Origin of the sequence: Pantoea sp. Ap-967 (assembly GCF_011752565.1) — a bacterium.
In the GTDB taxonomy this organism is placed as follows: Bacteria; Pseudomonadota; Gammaproteobacteria; order Pseudomonadales; family Pseudomonadaceae; genus Aquipseudomonas.
In genome coordinates this window covers 1-23,852 of record NZ_VWXK01000023.1, presented here as the reverse complement: position 1 = coordinate 23,852, position 23,852 = coordinate 1, and the positions used below count along the sequence as shown (strand labels likewise).

Annotated in this window: 24 protein-coding genes and 1 tRNA gene; 21 read left to right on the top strand and 4 right to left on the bottom strand. The window is 55.9% G+C overall.

Annotation, left to right across the window (positions count from 1 at the left end; translation table 11 throughout):
* Positions 1-374: 374 nt before the first annotated feature.
* The 5 genes from F3J45_RS21305 to F3J45_RS21285 all read left to right on the top strand — a co-directional run bounded on the left by F3J45_RS21305 (position 375) and on the right by F3J45_RS21285 (position 4,266).
* Positions 375-1,508 carry an ImmA/IrrE family metallo-endopeptidase gene (locus F3J45_RS21305; RefSeq protein ID WP_167067463.1) on the top strand — a complete coding sequence of 378 codons (1,134 nt, stop codon included), beginning with the start codon at positions 375-377 and terminating at the stop codon, positions 1,506-1,508.
* Entirely contained in the window at positions 1,505-2,002 is a 498-nt protein-coding gene (locus F3J45_RS21300; RefSeq protein ID WP_167067461.1) for a DUF4411 family protein, read from the top strand. Before F3J45_RS21305 ends, F3J45_RS21300 begins: the two co-directional genes overlap by 4 nt.
* Before the next feature lie 314 nt (positions 2,003-2,316).
* On the top strand, positions 2,317-2,628 hold the full coding sequence (locus F3J45_RS21295) for a DUF3077 domain-containing protein (RefSeq protein WP_167067459.1): 312 nt from the start codon (positions 2,317-2,319) through the stop codon (positions 2,626-2,628).
* Between the two features lie 145 nt (positions 2,629-2,773).
* Positions 2,774-3,763, top strand: a complete 990-nt coding sequence (gene ppk2 / locus F3J45_RS21290) for a polyphosphate kinase 2 (RefSeq protein WP_167067457.1) — start codon at positions 2,774-2,776, stop codon at positions 3,761-3,763.
* A gap of 59 nt (positions 3,764-3,822) precedes the next feature.
* Positions 3,823-4,266, top strand: a complete 444-nt coding sequence (locus tag F3J45_RS21285) for a hypothetical protein (protein WP_167067455.1) — start codon at positions 3,823-3,825, stop codon at positions 4,264-4,266.
* 185 nt (positions 4,267-4,451) lie between these two features.
* Here the strand turns inward: F3J45_RS21285 and gabP are convergent, their stop codons facing one another.
* On the bottom strand, positions 4,452-5,837 hold the full coding sequence (gene gabP, locus F3J45_RS21280; RefSeq protein ID WP_167067450.1) for a GABA permease: 1,386 nt from the start codon (positions 5,835-5,837) through the stop codon (positions 4,452-4,454).
* A gap of 630 nt (positions 5,838-6,467) precedes the next feature.
* Between gabP and F3J45_RS21275 the strand changes: the two genes are divergently transcribed.
* The 16 genes from F3J45_RS21275 (at position 6,468) to F3J45_RS21195 (ending at position 21,528) form a co-directional block, all read left to right on the top strand.
* Positions 6,468-7,241, top strand: coding sequence for an ABC transporter ATP-binding protein (locus tag F3J45_RS21275; RefSeq protein ID WP_167067447.1), 774 nt, complete (start codon positions 6,468-6,470; stop codon positions 7,239-7,241).
* A gap of 11 nt (positions 7,242-7,252) precedes the next feature.
* Complete coding sequence (locus F3J45_RS21270; RefSeq protein ID WP_167067444.1) at positions 7,253-8,008, top strand: ABC transporter substrate-binding protein; 756 nt, start codon at positions 7,253-7,255, stop codon at positions 8,006-8,008.
* A 54-nt stretch (positions 8,009-8,062) separates the two neighbouring features.
* Positions 8,063-8,755 (top strand): ABC transporter permease, encoded by a 693-nt coding sequence (locus F3J45_RS21265; RefSeq protein WP_167067441.1) that lies wholly within the window; start codon positions 8,063-8,065, stop codon positions 8,753-8,755.
* Positions 8,756-9,445 carry an ABC transporter permease gene (locus tag F3J45_RS21260; protein ID WP_167067438.1) on the top strand — a complete coding sequence of 230 codons (690 nt, stop codon included), beginning with the start codon at positions 8,756-8,758 and terminating at the stop codon, positions 9,443-9,445. It begins immediately after the preceding gene.
* A 95-nt stretch (positions 9,446-9,540) separates the two neighbouring features.
* Entirely contained in the window at positions 9,541-10,746 is a 1,206-nt protein-coding gene (locus F3J45_RS21255) for a methyltransferase (protein ID WP_167067435.1), read from the top strand.
* 349 nt (positions 10,747-11,095) lie between these two features.
* On the top strand, positions 11,096-11,671 hold the full coding sequence (locus F3J45_RS21250; protein ID WP_167067432.1) for a DUF2975 domain-containing protein: 576 nt from the start codon (positions 11,096-11,098) through the stop codon (positions 11,669-11,671).
* Positions 11,664-12,056, top strand: a complete 393-nt coding sequence (locus F3J45_RS21245; RefSeq protein ID WP_167067429.1) for a hypothetical protein — start codon at positions 11,664-11,666, stop codon at positions 12,054-12,056. The genes F3J45_RS21250 and F3J45_RS21245 overlap by 8 nt, the downstream gene beginning before the upstream one ends.
* A 16-nt stretch (positions 12,057-12,072) precedes the next feature.
* On the top strand, positions 12,073-12,297 hold the full coding sequence (locus F3J45_RS21240) for a hypothetical protein (protein ID WP_167067426.1): 225 nt from the start codon (positions 12,073-12,075) through the stop codon (positions 12,295-12,297).
* 160 nt (positions 12,298-12,457) lie between these two features.
* Positions 12,458-12,664, top strand: coding sequence for a helix-turn-helix transcriptional regulator (locus F3J45_RS21235; protein ID WP_167067629.1), 207 nt, complete (start codon positions 12,458-12,460; stop codon positions 12,662-12,664).
* Between the two features lie 44 nt (positions 12,665-12,708).
* Complete coding sequence (locus F3J45_RS21230; RefSeq protein WP_205300627.1) at positions 12,709-12,963, top strand: hypothetical protein; 255 nt, start codon at positions 12,709-12,711, stop codon at positions 12,961-12,963.
* Positions 12,964-13,060: 97 nt separating this feature from the next.
* Positions 13,061-13,136: transfer RNA gene (locus tag F3J45_RS21225), tRNA-Thr, on the top strand.
* Between the two features lie 163 nt (positions 13,137-13,299).
* Positions 13,300-14,619 (top strand): integrase arm-type DNA-binding domain-containing protein, encoded by a 1,320-nt coding sequence (locus F3J45_RS21220; protein ID WP_167067420.1) that lies wholly within the window; start codon positions 13,300-13,302, stop codon positions 14,617-14,619.
* Positions 14,620-15,549: 930 nt separating this feature from the next.
* Complete coding sequence (locus F3J45_RS21210) at positions 15,550-16,530, top strand: integrase domain-containing protein (RefSeq protein WP_167067417.1); 981 nt, start codon at positions 15,550-15,552, stop codon at positions 16,528-16,530.
* A gap of 636 nt (positions 16,531-17,166) precedes the next feature.
* Complete coding sequence (locus F3J45_RS21205; protein ID WP_167067414.1) at positions 17,167-18,219, top strand: DNA cytosine methyltransferase; 1,053 nt, start codon at positions 17,167-17,169, stop codon at positions 18,217-18,219.
* Between the two features lie 10 nt (positions 18,220-18,229).
* Positions 18,230-20,260, top strand: coding sequence for an ATP-binding protein (locus tag F3J45_RS21200; RefSeq protein WP_167067411.1), 2,031 nt, complete (start codon positions 18,230-18,232; stop codon positions 20,258-20,260).
* A complete protein-coding gene (locus F3J45_RS21195; RefSeq protein WP_167067408.1) occupies positions 20,257-21,528 on the top strand; it encodes a hypothetical protein in 1,272 nt (423 codons plus the stop codon). The genes F3J45_RS21200 and F3J45_RS21195 overlap by 4 nt, the downstream gene beginning before the upstream one ends.
* Before the next feature lie 319 nt (positions 21,529-21,847).
* Here the strand turns inward: F3J45_RS21195 and F3J45_RS21190 are convergent, their stop codons facing one another.
* From F3J45_RS21190 to F3J45_RS21180, 3 genes are all read right to left on the bottom strand, one after another.
* On the bottom strand, positions 21,848-22,321 hold the full coding sequence (locus F3J45_RS21190) for a type II toxin-antitoxin system HigA family antitoxin (RefSeq protein WP_167067405.1): 474 nt from the start codon (positions 22,319-22,321) through the stop codon (positions 21,848-21,850).
* A 48-nt stretch (positions 22,322-22,369) separates the two neighbouring features.
* Complete coding sequence (locus tag F3J45_RS21185; RefSeq protein WP_205299756.1) at positions 22,370-22,687, bottom strand: type II toxin-antitoxin system HigB family toxin; 318 nt, start codon at positions 22,685-22,687, stop codon at positions 22,370-22,372.
* A gap of 475 nt (positions 22,688-23,162) precedes the next feature.
* Complete coding sequence (locus F3J45_RS21180) at positions 23,163-23,615, bottom strand: DUF2442 domain-containing protein (protein WP_167067399.1); 453 nt, start codon at positions 23,613-23,615, stop codon at positions 23,163-23,165.
* Positions 23,616-23,852: the final 237 nt, after the last annotated feature.

Genomic DNA, 23,852 nt, shown 5'->3' with positions numbered 1-23,852 from the left:
CGTGACCTATCAAGCAGGAACGGGTTGAAGGGCCTCAGCGGTAAGGGGACATGCCTGGAGCCAGTCCGAGCGCCGAGATATCAAGACACGATTTCTGGGAGCTCAGCCCTCCACAAAGGGCCGCACCGCTATTACAGTTAGCGCCCATTGCGCATCTGAAAACGATCACCGACTGGGCAAGGTTGAGCATAACCGCCTATCGTGTTGACGAAGCCCGCGTGCCGTAAATGCCTTAGAGTCGCCCGCCAAACAGGGCAGCCTCTGCAACCAAGGAAGAGGCCAACGCATTGCTGGATACGATGCGCTCGCTTCACCCGGCGTAATAGCAGCGTGATCAGACACCAGAATGGAAAAATCTGCATAACAACATTGCCATGACCCAAGCCGCCCTCGTTAATCCCGTGATCCTCACCTGGTCCAGACTGCGCGCTGGCTTGTCTACCGAACAGCTCGCGAAAAAGCTTCCGGTGAAGACCGAGCGCGTTGAAAGCTGGGAAGCGGGAGAGGCCAAGCCCACCTTTCTACAAGCTCAGAAGTGGGCCAACGCTGCGCACATCCCATTTGGCTTTTTGTTTCTTCCTCAGCCACCGGTTGAGAGCCTCCCCCTTCCTGACCTGAGAACCGTTGGCAGCCTTGCACCTGAGCACCCCAGCTTGAATCTGCTTGATACCGTGAAGGATGCAATAAGAAAGCAGGACTGGTATCTGGATTATCTACAGGATCATGAGCGTGCACATTTAGACTTCGTCGCTCGGTTTACCTTTCGCTCCCCCGTAAAAACCGTGGTTGCAGATATGCGTAAAACCCTTGGCGTAGACCCCGAGACGTCCCGCCTGGATTATGAGAAGTATGTTCGCGCCCTCATCCACGCAGCTGAGGATATTGGCATCCTCGTCATGAGGAGTGGCATTGCTGCCGGAAATACACACCGAAAGCTTGACGTCAGCGAGTTTCGTGGATTTGCCATCAGCAATGCCTTCGCCCCACTCATTTTCATAAATAGCTCGGACGCACCAGCCGCCCGGCTATTCACCTTGATTCACGAAATGGCTCATATTTGGATAGGCACAAGTGGAGTTTCGAGCGGAAGCGCCAATGGCCGTGAGGAAGAAAAATTCTGCAACGCAGTCGCGGGGGAGTTTCTAGCGCCTGAAGAGGTATTTCGTAAGTTATGGAATCCCAAAATAGACTGGGAAGAAAATTTACCACTCCTGGCCACACGATTTCACATCAGCAAGTTGGCAGTAGGAAGGCGTGCACAGGACCTCGGCCTGATTCCCCAAGAAAAATATAAGGCCTACTACCTGGCCATCCTGAAGGCCTACCAAAACAAAGAAGATGGAAGCGGCAACTACTGTCGAACCCTGATTGCGAAGAACAGCATACGATTGAGCAAAGCTGTCTTGAGTGAAGCTTTCAGTGGTCGACTACTTTTGCGTGACGCCGGAACCCTCTTGGGCGTGCAGCCGGCCAACCTACAAAAACTAGCAGGCCAGCTAACAGAATGAAGCATCTACTAGACGCTAACACTTTAATTGAAGCGAAGAATCGGTACTACGGCATGGAAATCTGCCCCGCTTTTTGGCAGTGGCTGCTCAACCAAAACCAGTCACTTGCGCTAGGTAGCATTACCTCCGTCATGGAAGAGCTCGCAAAAGGAAATGATGACCTTGCCAAGTGGACAACCAGCAATCGCACCTTCTTCCATGGGGTCAGTGATGATCAAACTCAGAATGCCTACGCGCAAATCGCCGCCCACATTTCGGAGCAAGCTCCTAAAATGAAGACCGGCGCCCTGGAAGAGTTCCTGTCTGGTGCAGATCCATGGCTGATAGCAAAAGCGATTTCAACGGGCGCTACCGTAGTAACCCACGAAGTTCTAAATTTGGATGTGAAGCGAAAATTCATCATCCCAAATATATGCAAAAGCTTTAACGTGCCCTACATGAATACTTTTGAATTACTGCACAGACTCGAAGCGAAATTTGTCCTTCAGCAGTGAGCCAAAAATAGTTACTGCATGATTCATCCCTAGAACTGGCCTTGCGTAATGAAAGCTTGGCCGGTATCTTCTACTCCGTCGCGTGAATACAGCGACCAGGCTTGGCGGCCTGAACAGTACAAGGCGCAACAGCGCCCCCATCAAGGTTGTCGGCGCTTTTTTTGCGCACGGCATTCCTGTGCTATGGCGGGTTGCGCAGGAGCACCTTCGGGTGCGCCGGTTCCCTTGTACGCCGGTCCGCCAATCCTGTGCAATCCGCCACCCTAACTGCTTGGCGGCAGCGGGTAGCGGCTACCAGTACAAGGAGTCGACTTATGCCTATCGCTTCTCACCCCTCCCCACCTGCCGACGATGGTCGCGAACTCAAGATCGTCAAAGGTCATAGCTTTTGCCCTACCGGAATGGCTGACAAGGACCTCAAGCTTTTCACCGTTACGCCAGGTATTCCAGTTGCTGACGCCGCACGCTCACTGTGTGAACTATTGGATGCCCTAGACGAACCGATCTATGCAACGGCCATGAACGAGCGCGAGTTCACAGCACGTGATGCATGGCTGGCCAAATACACACTTGATGCCGCAAAAGCGGTTGCATGCGCAATCGCACATTCCCTCGAGCGCCAGTAAACCAGAGACTCAAGGGCTTACCAGAGGGCCGCATCGCGGCCCTTTCTGATCCAATGCAGGCTGGTTGACCCGTATCAAAGATTCACCTCTCTCGCACCTTTAGCATGTCAGGAGGACATCCGACCCCGACCTCGCAAGGACCTCCATGAGCGAAGAATCCCCCCTCCTGCTGCCCGCCCCCGACAGTTCGTCCACCCGCGCCCCAACCCAGCCGCGTACCCGCCGCCCACGCCAGCGCAAGCCTGAGCCCACCATTACCCAGGTCAGCCAGGCCCCGGCCGCCTTGGAAGTGGCCAGCGCACCGAAGGGCAGCAACGAGGACAGCACCACGGCACGCCTGCCAGCCAGCTACCCCTACCGCACGCGCATGCGCCGCCAGGAGTATGAGAAGGCCAAGCACGCGCTGCAGATCGAGCTGCTGAAGGTACAAAGCTGGGCCAAGGAAACCGGCCAGCGGGTGGTGATCCTGTTCGAGGGGCGTGATGCGGCGGGCAAGGGTGGCACCATCAAGCGCTTCATGGAGCACCTGAACCCACGGGGTGCGCGGATCGTTGCGCTGGAGAAGCCTTCCGAGCAGGAGCTGGGGCAGTGGTACTTCCAGCGTTACATCCAGCATTTGCCCACGGCGGGGGAAATGGTCTTCTTCGACCGCTCCTGGTACAACCGCGCCGGGGTCGAGAAGGTGATGGGGTTCTGCTCGCCGCTGCAGTACCTGGAATTCATGCGCCAGGCACCGGACCTTGAGCGGATGCTGTGCAACAGCGGCATCCTGCTGTTCAAGTACTGGTTCTCGGTGAACCGCGAGGAGCAGCTGCGCCGCTTCATCTCGCGCCGTGACGACCCGCTCAAGCACTGGAAACTGTCGCCCATCGACATCAAGTCGCTGGACAAGTGGGAGGACTACACCGCCGCCAAGGAGGCGATGTTCTTCCACACCGATACCGCCGATGCGCCATGGACGGTGATCAAGTCGGACGACAAGAAGCGTGCGCGGATCAATTGCATCCGGCATTTCCTGCATTCGCTGGATTACCCCGGCAAGGACCACAGCGTGGCGCATGCCCCGGATGAGCTGCTGGTGGGGCGGGCCTCGCGCGGCTTCGAGGAGGATGAACCAGCGCCGCTGGCCAGTTGAATCGAAGGGGCCGCTGCGCTTCAATACGCGCAATTTCCGAATACCCCAAGGATACGCCCATGGCCACCCCAACCAAGCAACAGAAACGCGCCAAGCGCGCCGCCAGCAAGGCCAAGCAGAACCGCATGGTGCGCAGCGGCCAGGCGGTGAAGGCCAGCGCCGGTGACAGCGCCAGCATCGAGCAGGTGTTCAACAAGGCCATGGAAACCGACAGCTACAAAGAGCTGTTCGCCAAGATGAAAACCGCCCAGGAAACCGGCCTGGTGGCGATGATCTCGGTGTTCCTGGTGGACCCGCTGCTGGCGTTGGTGCTCAAAGGCCACAAGGAAGAGCACGCCACCGACTACATCGTGCTGGTGTTCAACGCCTACCGCACCTGGCTCGACGGCGCCGACGAAGACACCACCATGGCCTGGCTGGAGAGCGACGAATTCCAGGAAGCCTACATTGCCGCCTCCGAGCTGGTGGCCAAGCAGCAACAGCAGCAGAAGCAGTTTGGCTGACAGATCGGCTTCGCTCTTGCGGGCCTCTTCGCGACCTGCGGTCGCTCCTACCCGGCCTGCGCAAATCCCACGACCTACACAAAACCGGTAGGAGCGACCAAAGGTCGCGAAGAGGCCGGAACAGCCAACAAAAAAGGCCGCACCCTGCAAAGGATGCGGCCTTTCTTCATTCCAACACAGGCAGATCAGTTATCCAGCGCCACCCGTGCGTTAGCCTCACGCTTGCGATGCACCAGCAACCCCGCCGCCACCACGCCAATGCTCAACAAAGCAGTGGCAATGATTTCAGCCCGGTGGTCCTCACGCAGCGCCATCACCACCAGCACGGCAACGATAAAGGCGATGGTCGCCCAGGTCAGCCCTGGGAACAGCCACATCTTGAAGGCGATCTTCTCGCCACGGGCCTCACGTTGGCTGCGCATGCGCAGCTGCGACACGGCAATCACCAGGTACACCAGCAGCGCGATGGCGCCGGAGCTGGCCAGCAGGAACTCGAACACCTGGGCCGGGGCCACGTAGTTGGCGAACACGCAAAGGAACGCCGCGGCAGTCGACAGCAGCACAGCCACGTGCGGGGTGGCCGCCTTGGTCGTGCGCTGGGCAATGGCCGGGGCATCGCCACGCTTGCTCAACGAGAACAGCATGCGCGAGGAGGTGTACAGCGCCGAGTTCAGGCAGCTGGTAACGGCCACCAGCACGACGATGTCGACGATCAGCTTGGCATTCGGCACGCCAATACGGCTAAGCACGGTCTGGTAGGAACCCACTTGCGCCAGCGCCGGGTCGTTCCACGGCACCAGGGCCACCACCAGGAAGATCGACACCAGGTAGAACAGGCAGATACGCCAGATCACCGAGTTGGTGGCGCGGCTGATCTGCTTGCCTGGGTCTTTCGATTCGGCCGCGGCGATGGTGACGATTTCCGTGCCCATGAACGAGAACATGGTGGTCAGCATGGCCGCCAGCACTGCGCCCAGGCCGTTGGGCATGAAGCCCTGGGTGTCGAACAGGTGCGAAGCGCCGCTCACCTGGCTGCTCGGCACCAAGCCGAACATGGCGATGCAGCCAACGACGATGAAGCCGATGATCGCCAGCACCTTGAGCAGGGCGAACCAGAACTCGAACTCACCGTAGTTCTTGACGCTGCACAGGTTGGTCAGGGTCAGCGCCAGGGTAATAAGCAGGGAGAAGGCCCACAGGTCAACCGCCGGGAACCAGGCATGCAGGATGGCCGCGGCGGCGTTGGCCTCCAGCGGAATCACCAGTACCCAGAACCACCAGTACAGCCAGCCGATGGTAAAACCGGCCCAGCGGCCAATGGCGCGGTCGGCATAGGTGGAGAAGGAACCGGTGTCGGGCGAGGCGATCGCCATTTCACCGAGCATGCGCATCACCAGCACCACCAGGGTACCGGCAGCGGCATAGGCCAGCAGCACGGCCGGCCCGGCAGCCGCGATGGCATGGCCGGAACCGACGAACAGGCCGGCGCCGATCACGCCAGCGATGGACAGCATGGTCACATGCCGTTGTTTGAGCCCCTGAGCGAGGTCATTGGAATTGTTACCGCTCATAAAACTACCTTTGTAAGGAGTGGACTACTCGATTGCGAAGGCCGAACGCGCCGAGGGTCGAATCGGGCGTCGCTGCAATCAGCCCATTCCAGATGGCAATAAGCGGGCCATGTGCTGAATGCTTTCGTCAGAATTATCCAGGCAGCCAGAAATACCGTGGCTTGCAGGGCATTCGGCCACGGCTTGACCGAATGCTCGCCAAATCCCCATGCCAAGTGCGGATTACGGAAATACTCACTTACAAACGCGCCAAAGGTGCTCCTCGGTAACACCTATGCACCAACGCAAGGCAAAAAGTGCAACCCAAAGGTACAACCCAAATACCGACGAAACCGAAGCCCAAGTATCACCCTGCAGGCGCGGCCGAGCCTCGCGAATGGTCCGAAAGCGCTTCCATGAGCCGCCCAAAACTGTCACCATCGCGCCTTTTTTCATCAAGGCCATGGAGCGGGGTCAGCCCTTTGCGGACATCTGCGCGACGTTGCACTGCAGCGATGCGACAAACTGCCCCGGCATTGCCTTGAGCCCCTTGCGACCCTGTTGGCCGCCCTATTGACGCTATGCTAGCTTGGCGCTCGCCAGGAAGGCCGCCAACAGCTGGGAACGCACCCGATCACATGAGGACCGCACATGGCCCAGGCCACGCCCGCGCTGGAAATCCGCAATCTGCACAAACGCTACGGCGAGCAGGAAATTCTCAAGGGCATTTCGCTGACCGCACGCGACGGTGACGTGATCTCCATCCTGGGGTCGTCCGGCTCCGGCAAGTCCACCCTGCTGCGCTGCATCAACCTGCTGGAAAACCCCCACCAGGGCGAAATCCTCGTCGCCGGCGAAAGCCTCAAGCTCAAGGCCGCCAAGAACGGCGACCTGGTGGCTGCCGACAACCGCCAGATCAACCGCCTGCGCAGCGAAATCGGCTTCGTGTTCCAGAATTTCAACCTGTGGCCGCACATGTCGATTCTCGACAACATCATCGAGGCGCCACGCCGCGTGCTCGGCCAGAGCAAGGCCGAGGCCATCGAGGCTGCCGAGGCCCTGCTGAACAAGGTGGGCATCTACGACAAGCGCCACAGCTACCCCGCCCAGCTTTCCGGTGGCCAGCAGCAACGCGCCGCCATCGCCCGTACCTTGGCCATGAAGCCCAAGGTGATCCTGTTCGACGAGCCAACCTCGGCACTCGATCCGGAAATGGTCCAGGAAGTGCTTAACGTTATCCGCGCACTGGCCGAAGAAGGCCGTACCATGCTGCTGGTGACGCACGAGATGAACTTTGCCCGCCAGGTGTCCAGTGAAGTGGTCTTCCTGCACCAGGGCCTGGTTGAAGAGCAGGGATCGCCGCAGCAGGTCTTCGAGAACCCGGCCTCGGCGCGTTGCAAGCAATTCATGTCCAGCCACCGCTAACGGAGCAATACATGCACACTTACAAGAAGTTCCTCCTGGCAGCCGCTGCCACCCTGGTGATGTCGGCGAATGCCATGGCCGCGGAAAAACTGCGCATGGGTATCGAAGCTGCCTACCCACCGTTCAACAACAAGGATGCCAGCGGTAACGTCGTCGGCTTCGACAAGGACATCGGCGACGCCCTGTGTGCCAAGATGAAGGTCGAGTGCTCGGTGGTGACCTCCGACTGGGACGGCATCATCCCCGCCCTGAACGCCAAGAAATTCGACTTCCTGGTGTCGTCGCTGTCGATCACCGACGAGCGCAAGCAGGCGGTTGATTTCACCGAGCCGTACTACTCCAACAAGCTGCAGTTCATCGCACCGAAGAACGTCGACTTCAAGACCGACAAGGCCTCGCTCAAGGGCAAGACCATCGGCACCCAGCGCGCCACCCTGGCCGGCACCTGGCTGGAAGACAACTACGGCAGCGACATCGACATCAAGCTGTACGACACTCAGGAAAACGCCTACCTGGACCTGGTGTCCGGCCGCATCGACGGCATCCTGGCCGACAAGTACGTGCAGTACGAGTGGCTGAAAAGCAAAGACGGCTCGAACTTCGAGTTCAAGGGTGAGCCGGTGGTCGACAGCGACAAGATCGGCATTGCCGTGCGCAAGGGTGACACCAAGCTGCGCGACGACCTGAACAAGGCCCTGGCCGAAATCAAGGCCGACGGCACGTACAAGAAAATCAACGACAAGTACTTCCCGTTCAGCATCGAATGATCCGCCCTGACCTGCGCGCCCTCGCGGCGCGCCGGTCCCTAGAATGACCTGCCCATGAATATCGACCTGCACGGATTCGGTCCGGCCATGATGGCCGGCACCTTGATGACCGTAAAACTGGCGCTTTGCGCCCTGCTGCTGGGGCTGGTCCTGGGCCTGCTCGGCGCCCTGGCCAAGACTTCCACGATCAAGCCACTGCAATGGCTTGGCGGCTTCTACTCCACCCTGGTGCGCGGCGTGCCCGAATTGCTCTGGGTGTTGCTCATCTACTTCGGCACCGTTGGCTTGATGAACAGCCTCGGTGATGCCCTGAACATGCCGGGCCTGGAGCTTAGCGCCTTCGCCGCCGGCGTGATCGCCTTGGGCCTGTGCTTTGGCGCCTATGCCACCGAAGTGTTCCGTGGTGCGATCCTGGCGATCCCCAAGGGCCACCGCGAGGCTGGCCTGGCACTTGGCCTGTCCCAGGGCCGCATCCTGTCGCGGATCATCCTGCCGCAGATGTGGCGCATCGCCCTGCCGGGCCTTGGCAACCTGTTCATGATCCTGATGAAAGACACCGCGCTGGTGTCGGTGATCGGCCTTGAGGAAATCATGCGCCATGCGCAGATCGGCGTGACGGTCACCAAGGAGCCATTCACCTTCTACATGGTCGCTGCCTGCATCTACCTGAGCCTGACCATCATAGCCATGACCGGCATGCACTTCATGGAAAAACGCGCCGCTCGCGGCTTTGCGAGGGCCGAATAAATGAATTGGGAAGTCATCATCAAATGGCTGCCGCGCCTGGCCCAGGGTGCGACCCTGACCCTGGAGCTGGTGGCCATTGCCGTGGTCGCCGGGTTGATCCTGGCCATCCCGCTGGGCATCGCCCGCTCTTCGCGCCACTGGTACGTGCGGGCGGTGCCGTTCAGCTACATCTTCTTCTTCCGTGGCACGCCGCTGCTGGTGCAGCTGTTCCTGGTGTACTACGGCCTGGCGCAGTTCGATGCGGTGCGTTCCAGCTCGCTGTGGCCGTACCTGCGCGATCCGTTCTGGTGCACGGTGCTGACCATGACCCTGCACACCGCCGCCTACATTGCCGAGATTCTGCGCGGTGCGCTGCAGTCGATTCCTAAGGGTGAAATCGAGGCGGCACGGGCGCTGGGCATGTCGCGGGGCAAGGCGCTGTTCTACATCATGCTGCCACGCGCTGCGCGCATTGGCTTGCCGGCGTACAGCAACGAAGTGATCCTGATGCTCAAGGCCAGTGCCCTGGCCAGTACCGTGACCCTGCTGGAACTGACCGGCATGGCCCGCACCATCATTGCCCGCACCTACCTGCCGGTGGAAATCTTCTTCGCCGCCGGGGTGTTCTACCTGGTGATCTCATTCGCGCTGGTGCAGGGCTTCAAGTTGCTGGAGCGCTGGTTGCGGGTTGATGCCTCGCAGGGGCGCTAGCTGACACCTGGGCCCGGTAGGAGCGAGCGTAGCTCGCGATGCGCCGCGAACGCGGCGCCCACCCCATCAGCCAAAAATAAACACCAGGCCCCACCATGCCCGCCTACCTCCACAGCCACCAGCTCGCCAGCCGCTTCCAGGCCCTCGACCAGTTCCTGGCCGAGCACCAAGCGCTGTGGAAACCCAGGCCCTTTACCACCCTGCGCCTGGGCTGGGAAAGCCAGTACCCGGAACTGGCCACACACCTGCGCCAGAGCCCCCTGGCCGACGCCGAAGCCAACATAGCCCCACAAGGCCTGCCCGCTCCATTCCCACAACTGGCCGCGCAAGCCGAGCAACTGTCGGCCATCGGCGAGCTTCCCGACACCGGCCTGCCCCCCGCCGGCCACCGCCTGGACGCCAACGTGCCCGGCCGCAAATGGCAACAGATCGAAGCCTTCGGCCGCCGCCTGGGCTTTGCCCAGCACAGCGGCCACTGGCTGGACTGGTGCGCCGGCAAAGGCCACCTCGGCCGCCGCCTGCTGCAACCCGGCCAACAACTCACCTGCCTTGAATACAACCCCGAGCTGGTTGCCGCCGGCCAGGCCCTGAGCGACCACCACCACCTGCCCGCGACCCACGTCCAACAAGACGTCATGGCCGCCGGCAGCTCCCAGTACCTGGGCCAGGACAAGAGCGTGGTCGCCCTGCACGCCTGTGGCGAACTGCATGTGCACCTGCTGCGCCAGGCCAGCCAGCAAGGCTGCCGCCAGCTGGCCGTTGCCCCCTGCTGCTACAACCGTATCGCCGGCGAGCACTACCAACCGTTATCCACAGCCGCGCAGCGCTCGCCGCTGCAGCTGACCCTCACCGACCTCGGCCTGCCGCTGAACGAAGCCGTCACCGCAGGTGCCCGCGTGCGCCAGCAGCGCGACTGCTCCATGGCCCGGCGCCTGGGGTTTGACCTGCTGCAGCGCGAGCAGCGCCAGTGCGATGAGTACCTGCCCACCCCGTCACTGCCTGTCGCCTGGCTAAGCAAGCCCTACGAGCAGTATTGCCGCGAGCTGGCCCAACTGCGCCACCTCGAACTGCACGGCAACCCTGATTGGGCCGCACTGGAAGCCGCTGGCTGGCAACGCCTGGCCGAGGTGCGCAACCTCGAACGCCTGGGCAACCTGTTCCGCCGCCCATTGGAACTGTGGCTGGTACTGGACCGCGCGTTGTACCTGGTGGAACAAGGCTACCAAGTGCGGCTCGGCACGTTCTGCGACTACCCCCTCACCCCACGCAACCTGCTTCTGCTGGCCGAGCGCGACCGTTAGCCACAGCACAACCTGTGGATAAGTCTGTGAACAAGCTTTTGATGACTGGATGGATCCAAGCGCTATTTAAAGCGTTCGGCTTATTCCTGCGTGCCTCTCAAGCCCAATAAAAACAGGCCTTTGCGCAAAGACCAGCGGTACGCCGGAACGGCATGCCTTTCGCGCAAGGGCAAGATGCCTCTTGTGCATAAGCCAAAATTCGATTAGGCAGGGCCTGCGCCAGCCGCCCTTGGCCGGGCAGCGGTTCAGTGTGTGGTGCAAGCCATGAAAAAATCAGAAACACAGCAATTTATTATCGAATCACGATAATAATGTTTAATGAGCGCTCACCTCTTGCCTGGACGCTCCCATGACCTACGATCCCCGCCCCTCCAGCCTCCCCCGTCCCTTGATCGTGTTTTGCGCGGTGGCCCTTGCCTGGGTGGCTGCCGCAATCGAACTGGCCTCCCCTGGGCTGCTCTGGGCACTCGAATACGATGCCATGCTCGACGCCATCCTCACCGACAACGCCGTCAACCTGGGTGTACCTGACGCCGCTACATTCACTCCATCGAGCCTGCTCGCCGGCACCCTCATCGCGCTCGATTGCCTGGTCGCCCTGGCCTATGCCGCCCCCCTGTTCTTCTCTGGCCTGTGGTTCAGAAACCTGCACCCGACCAAGGCCTGGACCGATACCAACATCCGCTGGCTGGGCCGCATTGGCCTGCTGTGCCTGTGCATGCCGCTGATCAAGTCACTGGCAGGCATGGTGCAAAGCCTGGCCCTGAGTTCGGAACTTCCGCCCGGCTTGGTCGGGGTCAGCCTGGGCCTGGACTTCTCGTCGGCAGCCTTGTCGCAAATTGCCATGGGGCTGCTGTTGCTGGCCTTCGCAGCCATGATGCGCCATGCCAAATCGCTCCATGATGAGAACAGGTGCTATGTGTAAAGCCCTGTTCCGGCTCAGTGCCCTGACGTGCCTGTCGCTGTTGCTCGCCGGTTGTGGCCCTGGCTACTCCTACCGCTACGTGGCACCGGCGAGCGAAAGCGGGTTGGCCTGCGTGCGCGCCTGCTCCACCGAACTCAACCATTGCCGCCAACTGTCACGGCAACAGGCGCGCAACGACCAGGCCCGGTACGAAGCGGATCAGCGCGCCTTCCAATATTGCCGTGCAGGCAGAAGCAAGGCAGACGCCAACCGTTTCTGCCCGGCTCCGTCGGCCTTTTGGGGCAGCGACGCCTTCATGAGCGAAGGGTCCAGCTGCAAACAGGACTTCAACAGCTGCTACGTGGGTTGCGGCGGCCAGGTAGAGCGCGTGCAAAACGCCTACTGATCCAGGGAGTGCCAACATGAAGAAGCACGAGTTTGCCGGCTGCGCATTTCTGCTGACGCTAAGCGCCTGCTCGACCCTACCGTCCTACCCCACCTGGGAGGAGCCTTCGGTGGAAGTGGTGCGGCAGCAGCCGGCGGTGCATCAAGTTCCCTGCAAACGCAGGGGCTGCGACAACCACCGGCTGATCTTCGACCCCAGCCGCCCCGAGCCCAATGGCCGGGCCATGCACCGTGACTGGTAAGGTGCAAGGCATGACAGCCGACACATCCAAGGCCGGCAGATCGGTGTATCATCCGCATCTACCTACGAAAAATCTGACAACACCCATTCCTGAGTGCCCGTTGCCCATGCCCGCTTGCAGGCTGACGAGCGATGGACGAACCCCGGATGAATCACTGCATATGCCGATAATCATTCGCCTGGATGTGGTCATGGCCAGGAACAAGATGCGTTCCAAAGACCTGGCGGACATCATTGGCATCACCGAGGCGAATCTGTCGCTGCTGAAGAACGGCAAGGTCAAGGGCATCAAGATGGAAACCCTCGACAAACTCTGCCGGGCGCTTGGCTGCCAGCCGGGTGATTTGTTGGAACACAGCGATACCTGACACCGATGATGCAGCCCATGAAACCAAGAACGGACTCCACGAACGTGCCCCAAATTCCAACCTTCGCCCTCCTGGCCTTGACGCTGACGCTGACGCTTGCCGGTTGCTCGGGCAGCCGCCCACCTGCAGAACACAACGAGCTGGGCTGGAACACGCCCGGCATGCAACTGGGCGGCGACAACGGCCTGCCTTTGCGCGTACAAAGCCCCTGCCGCAAGCGTGGCTGCGACAACGACAAGCTGTTTTTCAACCCCGGCAAGACCGAGCCGAGCGCCAATACCCTGCACCGCGGCTGGTAAGAAAATATCCTTTCCGGTCGGTGACTTAGGCTATTTGCATGCTTTCGCAAGGAAGTGGTTTACAGGCGCCAACCGATCGTTATAATGACGCCCCATTGCCGGTATAGCTCAGATGGTAGAGCAACTGACTTGTAATCAGTAGGTCCCGGGTTCGATTCCTGGTGCCGGCACCATTCAAGGTTCCATAGAAGGCTTTCAAAATCTCTGGAACCCCCGAAAAACCCGCCTTCTGGCGGGTTTTTTCGTTTTGGCGTTCCGTCGGATTCCGGGGGTAGCCAGCGCTAATAAGGGTAGTTTTAAGGATAGAGGTCCGTTTCGATATCGGAGACTACCCTTATGGCCCGCACCACTGCCCCGCTTACAGACACCGCCTGTCGCACGGCAAAGCCCAGAGAGCGCGAGTACAAGCTATTCGACGGCGATGGTCTTTACCTACTTGTGCAACCCAACGGCCGCAAAGGCTGGCGGCTCAGGTACGTGAAACCCGATGGCCGCGAAGGCCTGACCGCCCTCGGCAGCTATCCAGTGGTCGGGCTGGGCGATGCGCGCCGCAAGCGCTTCGAGATCAAGCAGCAGCTCGCCAACGGCATAGATCCCATCCAGTACAAGCAACAAACCAAGACCCAAGCCGTGATCAACGGCCGCACCTTCGAAAGCGTTGCGCTCGACTGGCATGCGAGCATGGTGCCGAAGTGGGCACCCGGCCACGCCAAGACAGTGCTCAGCCGATTGAAAACTCACGTATTCCCTTTGATCGGTGCCAGAGCAATCGTTGAGTTGGACACCCACGACCTCATGCAGCCACTGGAAGCCGTGACGAAGCGCGGCACCATCGACGTGGCGCTCAGGATCAAGAACTACCTGCAAAGCATCATGCGCGAAGCCAAACGGCTGCGGCTGATCACAGCGAACCCAGCTCACGACCTCGATGGCTCGATCAAGACACCACGGGTAACTCACAGACCCGCACTACCCTTATCGCGACTGCCAGAGCTACTGGCATGCATCGAGGACTACAGAGGCCGCCCGCTCACGCGCCTCACGGTGATGCTGTCATTGCATGTATTCGTACGCTCCAGCGAACTGCGCTTCGCCCGCTGGAACGAATTCGACCTCAAGCGCGGAATCTGGGAAATCCCCGACACCCGCCCGGCGCTGGACGGCGTGCCGTTTTCCACAAGGGGTACGAAGATGGCCGGGGACATTCACGTTGTACCCTTATCACCGCAGGCAGTGGCCTTGCTTGAGCAGATTCACGCGATAACCGGCAAGTTCGACCTGGTGTTCGCGGGGGATGCCAAACCGTGGAAACCAATGTCCGAGAACACGGTGAATGCCGCGCTCAGGACGATGGGCTATGACACCAAGGTAGATATCTGCGGCCACGGGTTCCGAGCCATGGCGTGTAGTGCGCTGGTTGAGTCCGGGTTGTGGTCGGAGACGGCTATCGAGCGGCAGATGAGTCACAAGGAACGCAACAACGTACGGGCCGCTTATACCCACAAGGCCGAGTTCCTCGAAGAGCGCCGGATGATCATGACCTGGTGGAGCCGGTTTCTGGAGGCGAACCGCGAAGACCATGTGACGCCGCATGAGTTTGCCAAGCAGACGGGCGAGAACGTCACGCGCCTTCGCAGTGCCAAGAGGACTGAGTAGCCCGCCGCACCACCTCCCCAAGCTCGCTGTGAAGTTACCCACAGCTCCGCATCAAGCTCCTCCGCGCGGGTCCATTGAAACGAGGCGGCGATGCCGCCCCGTTTCAATGGACCTAACCTTATTAAAAAGTGACTGGCACAGCTATCGTCTTTGGAAAACCACTGATGTCCACCGGGGGATAGTTTTATCCACAGGCGCTAACCACCTGAAATCGCTCTACTTGACGAACTTTGTCCACAAGCGTAGACCGGTACATGCAAGCGCTGCCGAGGCAGCCGAATGTGGCCTGAAACCTGAAAGGTCACGCCGCCACCGCGGTGGTTCAACCCCCAAGTACGATTCGCGTCCGGTAGCTCGTACGGTCACTACCCATGTGATGGATGCCAACTAAACATCATTGCCCCTGCGGCAGCCACCCTACCCTTCTGTCCAGCAGCAACCTATCCGCTTGGCCATTTCGTATGCGCCAACCTGCGCCCGTCTCTTTCTCCTGGAAAGAGACGGGCGCTTCTACCACTGCTGCAGCTCACGTCGCACATGGCTTTGCGGCAATTCCCCTCGTGACAATTGGCGTGACAAACGCCGATGCCACCAGCAACAGCGCTGCAGATGATGGTGCCGCAGACCACGGAATGGACTGCACCTGACTGACAGTCAGGCATGCCCCAGTCATCGCATTGCTGCGTTCACCCGGCTCAGGATCTTCAGGTGCTGGTTTCGTCAGCCAGTGCTGCCTCCACCCGCCCACCGGTCACGGTGCCAAGGAGGCCAGATCATGAGATGCACTTGCTCCTGGTCATAAGGAGCCGCCAGTCCCGCGTAGTGGACAATCCCCACAGGTCGCAGGGGCCTCGATCCCTGATAACACTCAGCATTCTTGGCGGGATGACGTGGGGCGAGGATCGGAGAACGGCAGATGAGGTGACCGATATGGCATTGGTGGGTAGACGCGATGGTCGTAATTTCGGCTATGGCAGGCAATTGAGCTACGCAGGACCGCAGGCGCTGAAAGACATGTTTGGCGGCGGCCACTACGGCACGGTGAAGGCACACTGTGATCGGTGGCAGGCATTCGTGAAGTGGTGCCGCTCAGAGCAGGGGCCGGGTATCAATGATGCGCGGCAGATTGATCGGAAGGTATTGGCGGACTATGCGGCGTATCTGCGCGAAGTGGTTGGGCGCGGTGACCTCGCCGTCAGCACTGCCCAAAACCGGCTATCCAGCGTTAATAGGACCATGGCAGCGCTTCGCGGTGATCAGTACGTGAAATTGCCCAGCCCGAGCAAGGCGTTAGGCATGCTGCGCACCGGGGTTCGACTGTCGGTGCCGCAGGGTCAAGACCGCGAACAGGTTAAGCAGATCGTCGATGCACTTTGCCGCGATCATCAGCAACGGGCCGCCGCGATTGTATTGTTGCCACGAGCCACCGGCATGCGCTTACGTGAGGCCATTTTGGCTGACCTGCCAAGGCTGAGTCGTGAGGCTAACGACCTAGGCAGGATCAACATCCAGGATGGCACCAAAGGCGGCCGAGCTGGCGCCTCAGCGCCACGATGGATTGCGGTGGACCACCATGTTCAAGACGCACTTGGGTTTGCACGGCAGGTGTCGCCTGCGAGTAGCCGCAACCTGATTGCGCCAGACAAAAGCTATCTGAATGTTCTGCAGGAAATCATCCGCCCAGCGCGGGACGTCCTGCATGCACACAAGCTCAAAGGCTTCCATGAGCTACGAGCGGCGTACGCATGTGAGCGCTATGAGCAGATCACCCAGCACTGCGCCCCAACTAACGGTGGTGAATGTCAGCAACTAGACAGCTGTCTTGATCGTAAGGCACGGATGCAAATCAGCTATGAATTAGGGCATGGTCGGATTGATGTGGTCGCTGCCTATATAGGAGGACGCCCATGAGTAGCCCTTTCGACATGGAACTCTTCCTAGCTGGAGTGCTGACCGGATCGCAAACTACGCGGCAACGGCATTTGCGGCAGGCGAAAGTCATGCAGAATAAAATCGCGGAGCGCTGGCAGCGAGAAACGCCATGGGCTTGGCAGAAAAAGCACGTGACCTGGTTTCTAAAATTTTATCTGTGCCACCACACTTATTCGACTCGATACTACTACCTATTGACCACGCACCTGATAACTCGCAGATTAGAGAAGTCTTGGATATTTTATATTAGCCATTAGAAAGTCGACAAGATCATATGAGTGCTTCAACAGAATGATAATCTCTGACGCCATAGGTAAAAACTCGCAACCAGCCAATACTAAAGCCATACAGATACAATCCAAATATTCAAATCGAGCTTTTTTTGGCGCGAAAACCGGCATGTTAAATTATGACCAGTCCATACCTAAACTCATCACTGATGAAAGTAATAGGTGTGAATACAGCACCTAGGGCTAGCAATCTTTTCATACCACTCATCGGGTCGCATCAACAGCACCAACCGAAGACCTGTAAGTTATCGATTCCAAGACGGAGAGGGTTGAGCTTATCCCTTACATATGGTATATAGAGCCATCATTTTTACAGGCGTCAGTGATGAACATTAAAGTATCAGAAGGTTTTTTTATGTCTTCTGAGCCCGAAGAGATTAGCCCTATAAGTCCTCCTGGCGTTTTAAGCCTTTTTTGCGGCGCCGGCGGTCTTGATATCGGCTTTTTGAATCAAGGTTTTTCAGTGCCTTTAGCGGTTGACTTTGATGCATCAGCAATTAGAACCTATAATCAAAATCATCCTGGCGAAACTGCTATAAAGCTTGACCTTCTTACAATTTCCCCGGAAGACCTATATCAGAAGTCCCTAGCCTCTCAACAGGGCGATAATAATATTCAAGGAATTATTGGGGGGCCTCCTTGCCAAGGCTTTTCAAGAGGAAACGTAGGGCGATGCCCTACCGATCCACGCAATCAGCTTGCAATGAAGTATGCTGAAATAGTTAATCATTTTCACAAAAAGTCAGGCATAAAATTTTTTCTATTTGAAAATGTACCAGAAATTTTAGCCAAGAAAAATGTAGACTTCCTTACTTTACTTAGAAAGCGTCTCTCTAAAAATTTCAACATCTACGAAAAAGAATTAAATGCTTGCGATTTCGGCGTACCTCAAAATCGCAGACGCTACTTTATAGTTGGCATTGCAAAAAGTGTAGATAACAAGAGCTTTGAGTTCCCCGTGGCGTCAAATCTCCCCGTCAAAACTGTTTCTGATGCAATCAAAGGTTTACCTGAGCCATATTTTTTCCAGCGTGGAACTTCAGCGCCAGAGATCCCGTATCACCCTAATCACTGGACGATGCAGCCGAAATCCAAGCGATTTTCATCTGGTGAAATGCCACAGGGCGGTAGGTCTTTTATCAAACTGGCTTGGGATAAACCTAGTCGAACCGTTGCGTATGGAAATAGGGAGATTCATGTTCACCCTGATGGCCATAGACGATTAAGTATCTATGAAGCTATGCAATTACAGGGATTTCCTTTTGGTTATTCTCTCTGGGGAAGCTTGAGCGCCCAAGTTAAGCAAATATCAAACGCTGTTGCCCCTCCGGTAGCAGAGGCTTTAGCAAATAGCGTTAAAAAGTACCTATTTACTTAAAGGTGGATACATGGATGTCACAGTAGACGCAAATGAGAGCACTGAAGGTGATGTTAATTTAAAGCTAGACAATGCCCTTGTTTCAGGCGATACAGTTACAGCTCGTTTGATGACAGATGAGCGCGTATTTGCGCGTATCACCGATGGTATTTATCGTGACCCAGCATCCGCGCTACGAGAGCTGATAGCCAACGCCTACGACGCCGATGCAACAGACGTTAGGGTCGAAACAGATTATCCTAGATTCAGTAAAATCTCAGTAAGGGATAACGGCAAAGGGCTTACCAAAGAGACCTTAGCACATGTCATTTGCCATATTGGGGGCAGTCTCAAGCGTACCAAGGAAGGGCAAAAGCATCAGATTTCCAGCGATGACGATGTAACTAAAAGCAAGGCTGGTAGACCCCTAATTGGTAAGTTGGGTATCGGACTATTCTCTGTATCCCAGATTACACATCATATCGTTATCATTTCAAAAGTCGCCGGCAGCAACAAACGGATATATTGCGACATTCTTCTTATGCCGCAGTCTGAAGCTATTCTTGAGAAGGAAGAAGATCAGAAATTTGTAACCGGCGAAGTTTCTATTAAGTTTGTTGACGCAGACGACTTAGATTCCCAAGGCACAGAAATTTTACTGCTAGACCTTCGTAGCCATGTAAAAGAAGCGTTGCTATCCAAGGTAACCTGGACATCCCTTCGGGAAAAAGAAGAGCGCGCAGCAGAAAGCTTGGAGCAAGCATCGGAAAGCGCAAGCTTAGATGATGAAGACGAATTCGACGGCAACATTGATATCATCGAGCCTATATATCATATCGGTGAAATTGATCCAGAGCACGGTGTGGTGCTGAAGGAAGCCAAACTCCCTTGGGATGGCAATGAAAGCGGAGAGGCGAAGTTTCGAGCTTTCGCTGAGAAAGTATTTAATATTTCTGACCCCGATCGAAGTTCCAAGGGCCCAAGCATAGAGCAACATTTAGATTACTACCTACGTATGCTTTGGGTACTTAGCCTGGCACTACCTATCCCATACTTGAAGAAACATCCGTTTGAGTTAGATTGCAACGACGGGGCTAGAATCTTCCAGATCGATAACAAGTCCAAAGGCAGCGCTGTCGATGTGACCCTGCTCCCAGGCCAGACAATAACAGATAAGTACAAGTTAAGATCTACTGCATCACACACGCTCCCGTTCGATGTTTATATTGATGGCGTTAAATTGCTTCGACCGCTTTCCTACGGTGATTTCGCACCAATTGAAGGTCATCCGATTGATAAGCCGTTGTTTTTTGTGGGCAGAGCAAAACCAGACTTAAGTGAAATCCCTGAGCAATATAGAGGCGGGGATTTAGAGTTTGAAGCTTACTTGTATTGGTCTAAGAAGATTGTACCTCGCGAACATAACGGGGTACTAATTCGGATCAACGGGGCTAGCGGAACGCTTTTCGAAGAAAATTTCCTGAAATATCAAGTTTCAGAACAAACAAGGCTACGACAAATCACCGCAGAGATTTTCGTGATAAAAGGCCTTGATGCTGCACTGAACATTGACCGAGAGTCGTTCAACATTGCCCACCCACATTTCCTGATCATTAAGAACTGGTTACACAGTGCTTTGCGACAGTTGATGAACAAGCATAAGTATCTATCTAGCGACGTAAACAAGACAGTTCTACAAGAGCGAAAAGCTGAAAGCTTCCTACAACTTCGTGAAATCGTTGCAGCTTCGGCTAAAAACCAAGGCGTGACAGAGTTTAAAGAGGCAACATATGTTGCCCCGGCCAAGGTACATTCGCTTTTCCCTGATGACTTGAGGGACAAGGGAAAGCTCGAACTTAATGACTCGGTGTTAAAGCCTCTCCAAACCCGCAAAAACTATACCGTCAAGGACAAACTACGTCATTCATTGAACGAAGAAAAAGCTAAGTCGCTTGCATCGCTACTTAGCATCTACGGGATTGACGATTTTCTACCTGAAGAAAAATTCGAAAGTTTGATCTCCGCCATTCTCGAAGTTATGATTCTAGAGATTAAGAAATGAGCGATAAGGACATCGAAAGCACTGAAGATCCGTTCGATGGCGGTGGTGATTTTTTGGCGGACGTTGCCCCCAAGGTCACTGTACACACATCTCCTCAATTGAAAACAGACTTTGCTCCCTGGCATAAGCCTAGAAAGCAGTGGATTCGTGACCGTCAGTGGGGTGTATTAACGCGTGCGGTGATAAAACAGCTTGGCTTGCGAGATAGCGGTCGCCCGCTCAGCTACCTGAGTTTGCCTGGAGTGGATTTATTAGACGTAAGATCTCTGGAAGATGTCTTAAATGAGAACAACGTTAAACTGAGTTTTTTGGGCTTAAATTTCATCGAGAAAGGGGATTCAGAAGTTCATGCTGAGCAAGCTCTCTCTCTAAATGAGGTTCGCTCATTAGATTTTGTTGACAAGAACAGTAGTGTCATCAACGAACGGTTTGAAGACCTCTGCAATGCGGACTCTATCGCTAATCAGCGAGTATTGGCAAAGCATAAGACGTTCGACATCATCAATATCGATCTATGCGCTTCATTCGCACGCCATAAGCCAGGCACTTGGAATAGCCTGTATACTGCCATTCACAAACTAGTTGCGCACCAAGCATTTTATAGGTCTGAGGATTGGGTCTTTTTGATCACCAGCCGTAATGACAAGAGCAAAGTAGACGCCACGGCATTTGCTACTCTAATTGGATCTATTGTAGATTCTTTTGGTGATGAAATAGCATCCAGTTATCTTGAAGAAAAATTCGGCATTAACTTTAGAGAGTTTAAGGATGCCTCTTATAGTCAAGCCAGATTGACCTCTTTGGAACACAGAAATTGTTTCACGTCAGCATTCGGGATCTGGAAATTGCGCCTGCTCATTGGTGGAAGCCCTAGCAGCAAAGCCGACATGCATCCGCCGTATGGGTACCATGTTGAGTCCGAAGATGCCGTTACAGATATGGTCTCGATGTCTTTTTGGTGTTCGCGGGTGCCTCAAGCTCACGCAGATTTGTCGGGCCTGTCTGGTTTCAAACCTGAGGACCAAGCAACTAGACAGCAAGCAATTTTCAAAACCTCTGCAGACAAAATTGTGAACAGCTCTATAGGATGCATTGATTTGGATCGCCACTTACTCGATAACCCTCAAGAGTTTGAACAAGCGGTTAGTAGATCAAAAAACCTACTGAAAAAAGCGCGTTACTCCATTGATAAATACGAAGAGTGGGTTGAAGCCCAACAAGTGAAGATTTCTCAAATGGTCAATGCAAACCAGGCTGCAGCGAGTTAAGCGCAGAACTCGGGTGAAGCGTCGGTGTTGAAATCTATCAACGCCGACGCGCGAATATTGGAAAAACACCTGAAGGACAGCGCCCACCCATGTGGTATGTAAACATAAATTTTCGTAACCGAGTCAGTGCAAAAGGGTAGTTTTAGGGATAGAAGAATTTCAATTTGCATAAAACTACAAAAATTTCAGCCAATTAAGATTTCTTTCGACTCCTGGTGCCTTAAAATGGCTCACCGAAGGTGAGCCATTTTGCTTTCCAGCCCCCACCTCGCTCTGAAAACATCGGTAAATCTGTATATCCAAAAATCGCACTACTCCCTCAATCGATTCCATGCATAAAATACTCAACAGGCACCTCAAAAAACTCCGCAAACCCCTTTATCTGTACAACAGTCATCTTCCTTTTTCCATTCAATATCTCAGATATAGCACTCTGCGATGCAATATTGGAAAGATCCCGTTGCTTGACCTCGCGTAATTCCATGAGAAACCCCAATGCCTCCGACTGGCTGGCCATGGGCACAAGCACTGTTTCTCTCTCGTACTCATAAACCCGATCCGCCACCATCTCGGCAAATTTCGCAGCCACATGCCCTTCGCTATCAGCATGGGAATACAGCTCGTCGATCAAGGCCATCCGCACCTGCAACTCATCATCATCCTTGATCGGATCGCTACAGGCCGATAGCAGCGAAGTCATCGTGACTACTTGATCACTCAAGCAGTCAAGTAATGGTGAAATATTAGCAATGAATGAATCTAATCCTAATGTTTCGACTTTATCACGCTTCATTTTCTTCACCTCTAAATTCATTTGCATCTTGGCCTCATAAGCTGGCGACTATCTAACATCATTCCTGCACCATCTGTCATATTCCGCATGTGACAAGATTGACTTGATGAAGATCGTGCCGGCCCTGGTATTGATCCAGGTAATAATTCGACATTCAGTCCCTTTGATATCAAACACATAAATATCAAGCGGCCCCTTCTGGCTGGCTGACCTCAGCTTTGACGAGGGTACACGGTCAACGTTCCAACCCGATGCTGTTTCCCAGACCGCCTTTAGCTGCTGGTAGGATTCAAAGCGGAGGCTGGCCCGGTCGAACGTCGCCAACCACAGGCTCAGTGCTTCTTTCCACTGTGCGTGGGAAGTCATGGCATCTGTGACTGCTCTTTTTGTAATTACCCGCATAAGCACTCTTCCAGCTTTCTACCTCGTGAAATTTATCTCATATCCAGATATCTGTCAAACAGATATCTGGATATGAGATGGCTACCTCCGTACAGCCCCAAGGCCCGCAGTTTTCCCATTTTCACAACACGCTACTCGCAAGGAAATTAGGTGATTGGGCACGGCAGGAGCGCTGGAGGGTGGGGAATTTAGCGCAGTCGGTAGCAGTTGATGGGGGCGGAAATGTTTCTCGATTTATGCCTGGCAACATCCTGTTGCTTTCGCTGACGGAACGAGCTTGAGCACAAAAATTTTTGGGAAATCCATGCTTCGCTCAGCGATCAGTAGCAGATTGAGCATGACTTGCTGAAGCCGGTTTCTGGAGGCGAACCACGAGAGGCACGTTTCGCGGGAGGCTCGCAAGTCTGGTGGGTGGTCACACGCCTGCGAAGGCCTTCCCTCACGCAGCCCTCTGCCCCAAGCTCTCCCACCCCAAACACGCCAGCGCCAACGTACGCGGAACCACCTCCTGTCCACTGCTATACCGGCTAATGCTACGCGCGCTCACCCCCAGCGCTTCGGCCGCCTGCTCCAGCGTCATACGGTGCCGCAAGCGCCACTGAATGAATATTCGAGTGTTTTCGTCAGGCGCAGCTTGGGCAAGCGCGTCCAGCAAGAGCGTGTCGGCACCGATCTGGATATCCAGGTCCGGCCATACAACCGACCATCCCCCGTCACCCAAAACAACGCCCTCGAACGCCTTGCGCTTGGCCAGTGGAGCCAAACCCGGATGGTTTTTGAGCGCGTCGCTCATCTCCAGGGTGTAACGCTGACCATTGGTAAAGGTCAGCTCAAGGCTGTTGCCCGAACGAGGCTGAACACCCCGTAGACGAGGACGTTTCATCGATGCCATTTCATCCAATCCTTCAACTGACCGGCCTGATTAGCCGCAACACACACTAGGACCCAGCACCTTGGCAGGTGCTCTCCCTTGTTCTGTAGACATGGACAAGCAATATAGCCGTAAGCGCTCCATGAACCCCACATTTAAAGCGCTTACCTGATCCCCGATGCTGTGCTCCCGATTTCTTTCTGGAGTCTGCCGACGATGATGCGCCCCGACGCCAAAGTCGAAAAAGTCTATCTCTAC